This window comes from Micromonospora sp. Llam0, from assembly GCF_003751085.1.
Classification (GTDB): domain Bacteria; phylum Actinomycetota; class Actinomycetes; order Mycobacteriales; family Micromonosporaceae; genus Micromonospora_E.
The window spans coordinates 2,295,248-2,306,838 of record NZ_RJJY01000001.1 but is presented as its reverse complement, the minus strand read 5'-3'; the positions used below and the strand labels follow the sequence as shown (position 1 = coordinate 2,306,838).

Annotated in this window: 9 protein-coding genes; 3 read left to right on the top strand and 6 right to left on the bottom strand. The window is 71.8% G+C overall.

All coding sequences use genetic code 11. The annotated features are described in order from the left end of the window. Window positions 1-22: 22 nt before the first annotated feature. From EDC02_RS10375 to EDC02_RS10350, 6 genes are all read right to left on the bottom strand, one after another. The gene (locus EDC02_RS10375) at window positions 23-817 is read right to left on the bottom strand and encodes a siderophore-interacting protein (RefSeq protein ID WP_123601754.1); all 795 of its coding nucleotides are present in this window, start codon (window positions 815-817) and stop codon (window positions 23-25) included. A gap of 238 nt (window positions 818-1,055) precedes the next feature. After that, entirely contained in the window at window positions 1,056-2,747 is a 1,692-nt protein-coding gene (locus EDC02_RS10370) for an amidase (RefSeq protein WP_123604689.1), read from the bottom strand. Window positions 2,748-2,761: 14 nt separating this feature from the next. Then, window positions 2,762-2,980, bottom strand: coding sequence for a hypothetical protein (locus EDC02_RS10365; protein ID WP_123601753.1), 219 nt, complete (start codon window positions 2,978-2,980; stop codon window positions 2,762-2,764). Between the two features lie 113 nt (window positions 2,981-3,093). Then, window positions 3,094-4,266, bottom strand: coding sequence for a hypothetical protein (locus EDC02_RS10360; RefSeq protein ID WP_123601752.1), 1,173 nt, complete (start codon window positions 4,264-4,266; stop codon window positions 3,094-3,096). Beyond that, entirely contained in the window at window positions 4,259-4,816 is a 558-nt protein-coding gene (locus EDC02_RS10355; protein ID WP_123601751.1) for an RNA polymerase sigma factor, read from the bottom strand. The genes EDC02_RS10360 and EDC02_RS10355 overlap by 8 nt, the downstream gene beginning before the upstream one ends. Before the next feature lie 56 nt (window positions 4,817-4,872). Beyond that, a complete protein-coding gene (locus EDC02_RS10350; protein WP_233606375.1) occupies window positions 4,873-7,563 on the bottom strand; it encodes a hypothetical protein in 2,691 nt (896 codons plus the stop codon). A 281-nt stretch (window positions 7,564-7,844) separates the two neighbouring features. Between EDC02_RS10350 and EDC02_RS10345 the strand changes: the two genes are divergently transcribed. The 3 genes from EDC02_RS10345 (at window position 7,845) to EDC02_RS10335 (ending at window position 11,589) form a co-directional block, all read left to right on the top strand. Continuing rightward, the gene (locus EDC02_RS10345) at window positions 7,845-8,951 is read left to right on the top strand and encodes an LCP family protein (RefSeq protein WP_123601750.1); all 1,107 of its coding nucleotides are present in this window, start codon (window positions 7,845-7,847) and stop codon (window positions 8,949-8,951) included. A gap of 191 nt (window positions 8,952-9,142) precedes the next feature. Further along, window positions 9,143-10,450 carry a sugar transferase gene (locus tag EDC02_RS10340; RefSeq protein ID WP_123604688.1) on the top strand — a complete coding sequence of 436 codons (1,308 nt, stop codon included), beginning with the start codon at window positions 9,143-9,145 and terminating at the stop codon, window positions 10,448-10,450. 47 nt (window positions 10,451-10,497) lie between these two features. Continuing rightward, entirely contained in the window at window positions 10,498-11,589 is a 1,092-nt protein-coding gene (locus tag EDC02_RS10335) for a glycosyltransferase (protein ID WP_123601749.1), read from the top strand. Window positions 11,590-11,591: the final 2 nt, after the last annotated feature.

Below are 11,591 nucleotides of genomic sequence, written 5' to 3'. Positions count from 1 at the left end.
GTCGTGCCGGAGCAGCGCCGGTTCAGTGTGTCTTGCCGAGTCGCCAGTAGCCGGTGAAGCTGATCCTGCGCTTCGGGACACCGGATTCGACCAGGTGGCGGCGGGCCCCTGCGGGCAGCGCCTGTTCGCCGGCGAAGTAGGCGGACACCGTGGTCGGGCTGTCGGTCGTCCAGGCCCGCACCGCGGCGAGCGCGAGGCTGCCCGGTCGGGCTTCGGCCGGCCGGGGCAGCCAGCGGACCTCGAATCCGGCGGGCGCGTCGACCGGCTGGGCGTCGGCGGGGTCGGGGATCTCGACCACCGCCAGGCCGGTGGCGTCACGTGGCAGGTCCCGCAGGATGCCGACGATCGCCGGCAGCGCGGTCTCGTCGCCGGCCAGCAGGTGGAACGTGGTGTCGGGGGCGAACTCGTAGCCGCAGCCCTGGTCGAGCAGGGCGACGGTGTCACCGGCCTTGGTGCGTTGCACCCAGCGGCTGGCGACGCCCTCGTCGCCGTGCACGACGAAGTCGATGTCGAGCTCGCGGGCCTGCGGACGGAACGCGCGGACCGTGTAGTTGCGCAGGTGTGGGCGGGTTGCCGACGGGATTCGCAGGTACTTCAGGTAGCCGATGGTGTCGGCCCGGTTGGGCAGGTCGAAGGTGGTCTCGCCGTGTTCCTGCGGCAGGAAGAGCCGGAACCAGTGGTCGAATCCGTGTTCGGGCAGGCGCTGTAACTGGTCGCCGCCGAGGGTGACCCGGATGAAGTTCGGGCTGATCCGTTCGGTGCCGACGACGTTCACCACACACAGCGTGGTGTGCTTCTTGGCATCCTTGAAGCTCATCGTTTCTCCATAAGGTCGCGCGGGAGCGTGCCCGGCCGAGCGACAGAGGCTGGTGCGGCTGGCGTGGCCACGGACTCCCGGGGTGATCGGGTCAGGTTTGCCTAACCTTAGTTGGTTGTCCGGGTGTCCGGAAGGCCGACCCGCAGCGAGCGTCGGGGCACCGCGTTCCGCCGGGCGACGGACTGCGGGCCGCCCACCCACCGGGTGGACGGCCCGCACCGCGCCGAAGCGCGTCCGGTCACTGGGTGAGCTCGGCGACCTCCTCGGCGGTCAACCGGCCCCGCGACGACGTCGCGGCCGCAGACCGGGCGGCGGCCGCCTCGGCCGGTGACGGTGCGGCCGCCGGTGGGTCGGCCGGTCGCCGCCAGTGCCAGTCGGTGACCGCCTGGTACGCGGCGGCCACCGACAGCAGGCGGTCCTCGGCGTACGGCTGCCCGCCGAGAATGGCGCCGATCGGCACCCCGCCGCCGGAGAAGCCGATCGGGAACGCGATCTCCGGCAGGCCGACGATGTCGAACGGCACCGGGCTGGTCTGCACCACCACGTCGCAGCTACTGAAGATCTGGTCCAGAATCCGGTCCAGCAGCAGCAGCTTGGCGCGCTGGCCGGTGACCCAGCCGTTGGCGCCCAGCAACGCGCCCTGCAACCAACTGGTCACCGACACCCCGAAGCCGCGCAGGTCGCTGCGCAGGTACGGCATGAACGGCTCGCTGCGCTCCGGCAGCCGTACGTTGTTGAACGCGCTCCCGGTGAGCAGGCTCCACTCGTCCGGGAACGGCACCTCGACCAGCTCGCACTCCGGTATGGCGGCCATCTCGGCGAGGAACGCGCGGCGGGCCGCCGCCGTCTCCGAGCTGCCGTCGGCGTAGCCGGGCAGTACCCCGATCCGGGTCTTCCACCGCATCCGCAGGTTGTCGCCGTCGTAGCGGGGCGTCGCCGCGTTGATCAGGTTCGGCACCGGCGGCAGGCCCTGGCTGCGCGGGTCGGCCGGGTCCGGCCCGGCCATCGCCATCAGCATGATCGCCGCGTCCTTGGCGTCGCGGGCGAGCGGGCCGGGGTGGTCGCGGGTGTAGGTGAGCGGGACGATTCCGGCCAGCGACACCCGGCCCATCGTCGGTCTGATGCCGGTGAGGTTCTGCGCGTTGGACGGCGAGGTGATCGAGCCGCCGGTCTGGGTGCCGATCCCCGAGCTGGCCAGCCGTCCGGCGACGGCGGTGGCGGTGCCGGTCGACGAGCCGCCCGGGTTGGTCGACGGGTTCGTCGGCGTCCAGGCGTTGACGGTGGTGACCTGACCGTTGGGCAGGGTCGCCCGGGTGGTGGCCAACGGACCCATCTGGGTCTTGCCGAGCACGATGCCGCCCTGCACCACCAGCTTGGCGACCGAGGTGGCGTCGTACGGTGGGACGAAGTCCTGAAACAGGTACGAGTTCGCGGTGGTCGGCACGCCCTCGGTGAAGTAGTTGTCCTTGATGGCCAGCGGGATGCCGTGCAGCGGCCCCCGGTGCGGCCGGTTGGCCCACTGCCGGGCGGCCTTGACCGCCGCCTCCGCGAGCACCACGTTGAACGCCTGGTACGTCGACTCGTACGCGACGATCCGGTCCAGGTAGGCCTGGACCAGCTCGACCGGCACGATCTTGTTGTGCCGGATCATCCAGGCGGCTTCCGAGATGGTCCATTCGGTCGGGTCGGACATAGCCGACTCGCGCGGCTTGTTGTACGCGGCCCCCCGGTCCAGCTCCGGGTTGAATGTGACGGCCGGGGCGCTGGTGTCGCTCGGCGCGGCCGAGGCGAGCCCGGCCAGGCCGGGCAGCGCCACGGTGCCGACGGTGGCGGTGGCGGTGGCGGCCAGCGCGGCGGTGCGGGCCAGGAACGCCCGACGGTCGAGGAGCCGGTCGAGCGGCAGTTGTACGTCTGTCGAAGCCTTTGTCATGGCGTCCTCTGCGGTCATCGGGGCTTGCGCCATTCGGTGCTGATCGACGGGTAGAGGATCGGTGCGGGCTGCTGGGACAGCGCCATGGCGGTCGCCGGGTCGGCGGCGTCCGACGTCGGCATCTGGTACCCGGCGAGGGCCGGCACCGTACTGCGCATGAAGGACCGCAGCGAGGCGAGCTGGGCGACGATGAACGTGTTGAACTCGTCGTCGGTAGGAGGGGTGGGGGCCATGCGAACCTCTGGGCGGTGAAGCGGTGGCCACAATCTCCGGCCGGTTGATGTCGGCACCGTGACGCAGCTGTCACGTGATCATGAATCCGCGCAGCTCAGACCAGGTCGGCGGATCATTCTGTCGGCAGTGGCACGGATTGCCAGCTGGTTCCGTCGACGGTGACCGAGCCGGGCGTGCCGGGCTGTCCGGCGGAGACCCACAGCCGCCCCGGCAGGGCGCCGAGCTCGCCGTACGGGCCGGCGGTGCCGGCGGTGAAGGTCGTGCCGTCGTCGTCGCTGGTCCACGTCGGCACCGTGTGCCGGCCGAGGCCGCCCACCAGCAGCCGGCCGTCGCCGCCGACGGTCAGCGCGCTCTGGCCCAGCCGGGGCAGCGGGATGGCCAGGTCCTGCCAGCTGCGTGCACCGTCGGTGGTACGCCACAGCACCGGCCGGGCGGCCGACGAGCCGGTGCCGCCCGCGTCGGACGGTTCGAACAGGACGAACGCCTGCCGGGCGTCGCGGGCCGCGAGTCCGGCGACCAGCGCGCCGGACGGCCCGGCGGCGGCCCGCCAGCTGGCGCCCCGGTCGGTGCTGACCGCGACCACGGTGCCCGGCCCGGCTCCGGCCGGTCCGGCGGTCCAGATCGCCCCGTCCGGAGCCACGTACACCCGCCCGCCGACCGTCGGCGGGTCGGCCAGCCGGTACACCGTGCCGGCGACCGGGTCGACCGCGACCGGCGGGCGCAGGTCGGCGCAGTGGGTCAGGCAGTCCACCGGCTGCGCCTCGGGCGGGAACGCGGTGACGGTGCGGGTCGTCGCGGTGGCGTCCCGCCAGGTCCGGCCGGCGTCGGTGGACACGTGGTCGGTGACGCCGACGCCGACCAGGAAGACGTCCGGGGTGAGACTGAACGCCACCGCCCGCGACACCGGGTGGCCGTCGGCGTCGTGCAGACAGTCCGCCGTGGTGTCCGGTCCGTTCAGCGGCAGCCACGTCGATCCGGCGTCGTCGCTGCGGGTGAACCGGAACCGGCAGTCCTCGTCGGGGCCGTCGAAGCCCACCACGGTCTGGTCGTCCCACACGGTGACCCGCAGCGGGCCGGGCGGCACGGGGCCGTCGGACCGGTGGCGGCCAACCGTGGCGGCCAGGCCCGGCGCGACCAGCGCCACCAGCAGCAGGCCGAGCGCGGCGGCGACGATCATGGTCCGCCGTCGGCGTCGGGCCCGCGCCCGGAGCCGGTCCAGCGCCGGCTGGATCACCGCTTCGTTGATCCGCTCCCGGTCGAAGGTGGTCAGCCGCAGGTCAGGCATGGCTGCTCCGGGTGTGACTGGTCGACGTGTCGACGAGCAGGCCGGCGAGGGCCGTCCGGCCTCGGGAGAGTCGGGACTTGACGGTTCCCTCGGTGACGCCGAGCGCGTCGGCGACCTCGGCGACCGGCAGGTCGGCCAGGTAGTGCAGGGCGATAGCGTGTCGTTGCCCGGCCGGCAGTTGACGCAGCGCCCGCATCAGCGCGACGTGCTCGGCCGAGCTGTCGGCGATCAGTCGTTCGGTGTCGACCGGGGCGGCCAGCCGGGGCAGCAGCCGGGCGAGAACGGCCCGGCGTCGGTGCCGGCTGCGGGCGACGTTGACCGCCACCCGGCGTAGCCACGCCTCCGGGTTGTCCAGCTCGGCGAAGCGGTGCGGAGCGAGCAGGGCGCGGACGAACGCCTCCTGCACCGTCTCCTGTGCTTCGCTCAGGTCGCCGGTGACGGCGTACAGCTGCACGACGAGCCGCCGGTAGCTGCCGGCGTACACCTGGCCGACGACGTCGTCAGGGTGCGCCAGACCGCCGCCGTCGGCGTCCGGCGGGGATTCTCCCATGCAGTGCCCGACTCCCCGGCGGTCCGGAAGGTTCCATCCGTCGGCCGATGGGTGGCTCAGCCGGTGTCGCCGGTCGGGGCCGCCGGGGCCGGATGGCAGCCGGGCGGGTCGTCCGGCTGCGCCCGACCGCAGTAGAAGACCTCCTGCGGTTCCTGGTCGACCTGCGGCACGCTGGCCACGTACATCAGCGACAGTCGCTTCTGCACCGGCTCGCCGGTGTCCGCCGAGAACCGGGTAGGCCCGGTCACCCCCGGGTACGCCGCTGCGGCGTTCTGCCGCAGCACCTCGGTGAAGACCGCGACCGGGCTGACCGCCCGCGCGTCCCACGGCTGGGAGCCGACGTTCAGCCGGGCCGCGAGCTGCTCCACCGCCGCGATCAACATCATCGTCGCGTCGTAGGCCAGCGCCACGCGTTCGCCGACCGGCGGAACCGAGCCGTCCACGCACCGCCGCTCGCCGAGCAGGTCGTCGCGCCGAATCAGGTCGAGGAACCGGCGGCGTGACTCGTCGGCGACCGCGTCGGCCGCCAGCCGGGTGCACATCGCCAACGCGGCCTTCGACACGTACGTCACCGGCAGGTTGCCCGGCGCGTTCGCCCGCAGCTGGTGGTTGGCCAGGTACCGGTTGACCGAGTCGTCGGCCACCAGATGCAGCGGAGGATTGTTCCGACAGCCCCGCAGCGCTTCCAGGAACTCGTCGAACTCCGAGTACCGGCCGGCGAAGAAGAGCAGGCCGGGGTAGCCGCACTCGTGACCGAGCGAGTCGCCCACCCGGAACGCCCGGGCGGTGGCCCGCTCGCCGAGCCGGTCGGTCAGGCCGGTGACCAGCGTGTTGACGTACAGGTCGTCGGCGAGCGGGCTGTTGTCGCCGGTGGTGTAGTAGATGTGCGCCTCGGACAGGCCGAGCACCCGGGTGGCGTACGCCGAGACCAGCTCGGCCTGGTCGGTGTTGGGCGCGACCATCTGCAGGTACAGCCGCGAGTTGCGGTGCAGCCCGTCGGCGGACAGCGTCGGCGCGACCGCCGGCAGTCCCACCTCGTTGAGTCGCCGCAGCGCCCGTGCCGTGGTGGTGCGGCTCTCCACCAGGCCGACCACGCCGACCACCGTCGGGTCCCGGCGGGCCAGCCCGGCCAGCAGCTCCACCGTCCGCTCCGCGTGTCGCATCTGCTTGCCGCCGTTGGCCACCACGATGCGCAGCAGCGCCTGGCCGTCGGTGCTCGCCGACGCCTTCATCCGGGCGTACTGGGCGACCGCCATTCCTTCGAGCTCTTCGCGTTCGGAGACGTAGGAGACCTCCCGGGGACCGGTCCGCTGGCCGGTCATGATGCCCAGATAGACCAGGGTCATCAGCGGGCGACGGCGCTGGCTGCTCCGCCAGACCTGCATGACCTCCTCGTTCTGCCGGAAGATCCGTTCCTGCACCCCGCGCAGTGCTTCCTGGCCCGGGTCGTGGTTGAACACGTATCCCAGGTTGTCGCTGTAGCCGACGCACTCGCCGTCGATCAGCCGCAGCGAGATCTCGCCCTGCCCCGGGTGCGGCAGGCAACCCGGACCCCACCGCCCGCCGGCCCAGAACAGCCCACCGGCGAGCAGGGCCAGGACCACGGCGGCGGCGACGGTGCGCCGGGCCCACCACGGTGGCGCCGGTGGTGCGAGGTCGGCGGCGGTCGGCTGCCCGTACCGGTCGTCGGGGTCGGTCGTCGCCGCCAGCGGCAGGATCCACGCGTCGGCGCGGCGTAGCCGACGCTGCTCCGGCAGGGCGTCGCGCCACTCGTCGAGGCCGATGTCCACCTCGGTCAGCCGGACCGGGGCCGCGGCACCCGGTACCGGGGTGTAGCCCTCGGCCGCGGTGGCCACGATCAGCAGCGGGTCCCACCGGCCGGTCTCGTTGCGGACATCGTTGACCAGCCGCAGCAGGGCGTGCCCGGCGTTGTCCGGTGCGACATCGCGCAGCAGCAGCACCGGGTAGGCGGTGCGCTGCCAGCCGTTCGGTGACCAGACGCGGCGCAGATGTCCCGCGCGCAGGTCCTCCAGGAAGGCGTGCACCAGCAGCTTGCGCACCTGCTCGGGCTGTTCACCGGTTCGCAGGTCGGTGGTGAGTCGTTCGGCGAAGCCGATGAAGGTACCGCTCTGTCGTGGCGCGAGGTACTGCTGGCGCATGAACCAGCGGTACCGGCCGCCGATCACCGGTAGCCGCCCGGACAACGCGGCCCGGAAGACCACATCCGGGACCGCCCGCAGGACCAGCCAGAGCAGCAGCCGGTACGCGGTGGCGAACATGGTCTCGGCGTCCGAGGCGCCGCTCAGGTTCTCGGTGGCCGGCCGGCGGCGCCAGTCGCGCAGCATCTGGGTGAGCCGGGCCCGGCGTTCGGCGACCTCGACGTCGGCCAACCGCTGGTCCATCAGCCAACGGGCCAGCGGATAGTGGCGGAAGATGAACGGCTCGCCGCCGAACGCGTCGAGGGCGAGTTGGTGGTGCATCGCGTCGAGCAGCGGGCGGATCCCGGCTCCCTCGGGGAACTCGGCGGCGTCGATGTCTACGTGCGGCACTCGGCGGCGGGCCGGCCGGCGCAGCCGGCGCAGTAGCCCGGCGTGCACTTCGGACCCGGTGGCGCCGACGGCCACGACGACCGGCAGGTCGTGCTCGCCGCGCCGGGGCCGGCGCAGCAGCCGGCCGACGAGGGCCAGCAACTCGGCGACGCCTCGGGAGACGAGCCGGTCACGGCCCCGGTCCGCACCGGCCTCCATGGTCACCTCGGCACTCCGATCCTGCAGTCGAGCGGGCAGTCCATCCAGTGTCGGTCAGGCATGCCACCCGCTAACTTGCGGACCGGACGATTAGGGCAGAATGCCCGGCGGTTTGACGGGAATCCGTCAGGTCCGCCGGCATGGCCGGACGGTTGGTCACTGTCACGAGCGGTGCCGGCCGGAAGATGAATGCGGATAAGACCGGCGTGGATGATTAAAGTGGATCTTCGACTGTCCCGGGCGGACATCATCCGGAAATCTTCGTCAGTACTATCACTGACATGTCACGTCGAGAACAGCTCGCGGACCCGACGGCCACCCATGAGTTGGGCGGGGTGGCCGACGGGGTGCGGCCGGGGGCGCAGGATCCCGGGTCGGTAGTGGACTCCGCCGCCGCTCCGCCGCGCCGCCGTCGCCGCGGGCTGCGGATCGTTCTGACGGTGCTCGTGGTGCTGGCGCTGCTCGGCGGCGGTGGGCTGCTCGCCGGTGGGTTCTACCTGCGGTCGATCGAGTCCGGGATCGAGCGGGTGGAGGCATTCGTGGACGTGCCGGAGGAGTTCCGGCCGGAGAAGGTGACCACCGCCACGAACATCCTCATCCTCGGCAGCGACACCCGGGACCCGCAGAGCACGTCGGGCTCCCGCAGTGACACGATCATCCTGGCGCACATCGCGGCCGACCGGCAGAGTGCCCAGCTGATCTCCATTCCCCGGGACACCTGGGTCTTCGTGCCGGAAAACCAGGAAGGAACACACGGCGGACGGGAAGCGAAGATCAACGCCGCGTACGCCTGGGGTGGTATCCCGCTGATGGTGCAGACCGTCGAGGAGTTCACCGGAGTGCGGGTGGACAACGTCGCCCTGGTGGACTTCGCCGGATTCCGGGAGATCGTCGACGCGCTCGGCGGGGTCGAGATCGACGTCGAGGAGGCATTCACCTCCAACCACTCCCTCAACCCGGACAACCGACGGTCGTTCGCCGCCGGCCCACAGACGATGGACGGCGCGGCGGCCCTCGACTACGCCCGGGAGCGGTACGCCTTCGCCGATGGCGACTTCGCCCGGATCCGCCACCAGCAGCAGGTCATCAAGGCCATCCTGGAGAAGGCGGCATCCGGTGGGGTGCTGTCCAGCCCCGCCACGCTGAACTCGTTCATCCGGGCCACCGCCGACGCGGTGGCGGTCGACGAGACGTTGTCCCTGATCGACTTCGGCATGGATCTGCGGCACCTGCGCGGCGACGACCTCACCTTCGTCACCAGCCCGACCGAGGGCACCGGGCGGGTCGGTGACGAGAGCGTGGTGTTCGCCGACACCGATGCGGCCGATTCCTTCTACGACGCGGTCCGTCGCGACGCGGTCGACGAGATCCTCGCCGCTGCGCAGTGACCTCCAGCACCGACCACCAGCCCCGCTCCACCGAACCGGGAAGGCATGGCCACGTCGTGGAAGCCCCGCTGCTGCCGCTGGTGCCCCGGCCACGGCCGGACGCGGGGCCGGACCCGTCGGCCGGCGCCACGGCGGTGCTGCCGTACGCCGGTTCGCGGGCGTCGAGCCGCACTCGGCCGCTACGGGCCTGGATGATCGCCGCCCCGGTGGACCTCGCCGCGTTGCTCGCTCCGCTGCTGATCTCCGACCGTTACTGGCGGGGCACCCTGTTCATGGCGGCGTTGACCATCGCCGTCTTCGCGTTCGGCGGGCTCTACCGGGCCAGACGCCATGTCAGCTTCCTCGACGAACTACCGACCCTGTGCGGACGCCTGCTCACCGCGTCCGGCACCGTCGCGATCATCGCCGGATTGCGGCACGACTCGGTGGAGTACGTGGCCGACCTGATGCGGGGGATCGCCGTCTCGGCCGTACTGCTGATCATCGGACGCTCGATCACCCGGGCGGTGGTGGTCTTCGCCCGCCGCCGCCGCTGGGTCGAACACAACGCCCTGATCCTGGGCAGCGGTCCGATCGCGGCCGAGCTGGCCCGGCTGATGCGCCGCTACCCCAGCTACGGCCTGCGGTTCGCCGGCTGCGTGGACTCGGCCGCCCGGCAGACCGAGGGCACGTCGTTGCCGCTGGCCGGGACCTTCGACGACCTTGGCCGGTTGATCGACATGGTCGAGTGCGACGTGCTCATCATCGCCGACCCGGACTGCCCCGAAGCCGGGCTGATGGATCTGTTGCGCCGACCCGAGTGCGCCAGCCAGGACCTCTGGGCGGTGGCCAGAATGTGGGGGTCGGGATCGTACGGGCGGCAACCCGACCACATCGGCGCGATCCCGCTGGTCCACGTACGGCACATCGCCCTGTCCGGTCCGCGCTGGATGGTGAAACGGGCCTCCGACGTGGCGCTCGCCTCGGTGGCGCTGATCCTGCTCAGCCCGGTGCTCGCCCTGTGTGCGCTGGCCACCTTCATCGACGGCGGCCGGGGGATCTTCTTCCGGCAGGAGCGCATCGGCCAGTACGGCCGGACGTTCAAGGTGATCAAATTCCGGTCGATGCGTCCCGAGACCGACCAGGAGGCCCGGACCACCTGGTCGATCGCCGACGACCGCCGGGTCAGCCTGATCGGTCGGTTCATGCGACGTACGTCGCTCGACGAGCTGCCACAGCTGTGGAACATCCTGCGCGGCGACATGACCGTGGTCGGTCCCCGGCCGGAACGTCCGTACTTCGTGGCGAAGTTCTCCGCCGAGTTGCCCGGCTACGCGATGCGCCACCGGGTCCCGGTGGGACTCACCGGGTTGGCCCAGGTCAGTGGTCTGCGGGGGGACACGCCGATCTCCGACCGGGCCCGGTTCGACAACTACTACATCGAGCACTGGTCGCTGTGGCTGGACATCAAGGTGGTGCTGCGTACCGTCGCCGAGGTGCTCCGTGGCCGCGGGCGCTGATCCAGCCGACCGGCACACCGACGCCGACGACGGGGAGCCAAACGGACATGACGACACCACTTGCCGGCCGTTCGGTCGCGCTCGTCCACGAGTGGTTCGGCGACACCGGCGGGTCGGAGCAGGTGTTCCGGCGGATCGCCGAGCTCGTCCCGCACGCCCAACGGTTCGTGTTGTGGTCCGACCCCGGGGTGACCGACCCGGGGTTGCGGGAGTCGTGGCTGGCCCGGACACCGCTGCGCCGCAGCAAGAGCCTCGCCCTGCCGCTGATGCCGCTGGTGTGGCGGACCCTCAGCCGGGAGCACTTCGACGTGGTCCTGTCGTCCAGCCACGCCTTCGCGCACACCGTACGGCTCGGTGCGCCGGGGCGGACCCGGCATCTGAGCTACGTTCACTCGCCGGCCCGCTACGTGTGGAGCCCTGACTACGACGGCCGTGGCTCCGGTCGGCTGCTCGCCCTGCCCCGGCGCGCACTGCAGGCGGTGGACGTGCGGCTCAGCCGGCACGTGGCCAGCTACGCCGCGAACTCCCGCGAGGTGCGGGACAGGATCCGGCGGTTCTGGCACCGCGACGCGGTGGTCATCCATCCGCCGGTCGACGTCGACTACTTCGCCACGGCCCAGCCGGACGACCCCGTCGCGCAACGCGACTACCTGCTCGGGGTGGGGCGCTGGATCCCGTACAAGAACTTCGATCTGATCATCTCGATCGCCGCGGCCGCCCGGATGCCGGTGGTCATCGCCGGCTCCGGGCCCCAGGAGGCCAATCTGCGCCGGCACGCCGACCGGGTCGGCGCCGAGGTGACCTTCGAGGTACGTCCGGACCGGGCCCGGCTGCGGCAGCTCTACCGGGGGGCCCGAGCACTGCTCTTCCCGGTGCACGAGGACTTCGGCATCATCCCGGTCGAGGCCCAGGCCTGTGGCACGCCGGTCCTCGGGCTGCGTCGTGGTGGACTGCTGGAGACCGTCGTCGACGGCGAGACCGGACACCTCGTCGACTCGACCCGGGCCGACGACTACGTCCCCCTGCTGCGTCGGCTCGACCAGCTCGACGCCGCCGGCATCCAGGCACACGCCAAGTCGTTCGCCGCGGCCGAGTTCGCCGCGAAACTCGCCGACTGGATCGAAGCCGAGTGTCGTTGACG

Coding starts and splice junctions, on each gene's coding strand:
- EDC02_RS10340 (WP_123604688.1), top strand. CDS start 9,143: ATGATCGCCGCCCCGGTGGACCTCGCCGCGTTGCTCGCTCCGCTGCTG.
- EDC02_RS10360 (WP_123601752.1), bottom strand. CDS start 4,266: ATGCCTGACCTGCGGCTGACCACCTTCGACCGGGAGCGGATCAACGAA.
- EDC02_RS10355 (WP_123601751.1), bottom strand. CDS start 4,816: ATGGGAGAATCCCCGCCGGACGCCGACGGCGGCGGTCTGGCGCACCCT.
- EDC02_RS10370 (WP_123604689.1), bottom strand. CDS start 2,747: ATGACAAAGGCTTCGACAGACGTACAACTGCCGCTCGACCGGCTCCTC.
- EDC02_RS10375 (WP_123601754.1), bottom strand. CDS start 817: ATGAGCTTCAAGGATGCCAAGAAGCACACCACGCTGTGTGTGGTGAAC.
- EDC02_RS10365 (WP_123601753.1), bottom strand. CDS start 2,980: ATGGCCCCCACCCCTCCTACCGACGACGAGTTCAACACGTTCATCGTC.
- EDC02_RS10345 (WP_123601750.1), top strand. CDS start 7,845: ATGTCACGTCGAGAACAGCTCGCGGACCCGACGGCCACCCATGAGTTG.
- EDC02_RS10350 (WP_233606375.1), bottom strand. CDS start 7,563: ATGGAGGCCGGTGCGGACCGGGGCCGTGACCGGCTCGTCTCCCGAGGC.
- EDC02_RS10335 (WP_123601749.1), top strand. CDS start 10,498: ATGACGACACCACTTGCCGGCCGTTCGGTCGCGCTCGTCCACGAGTGG.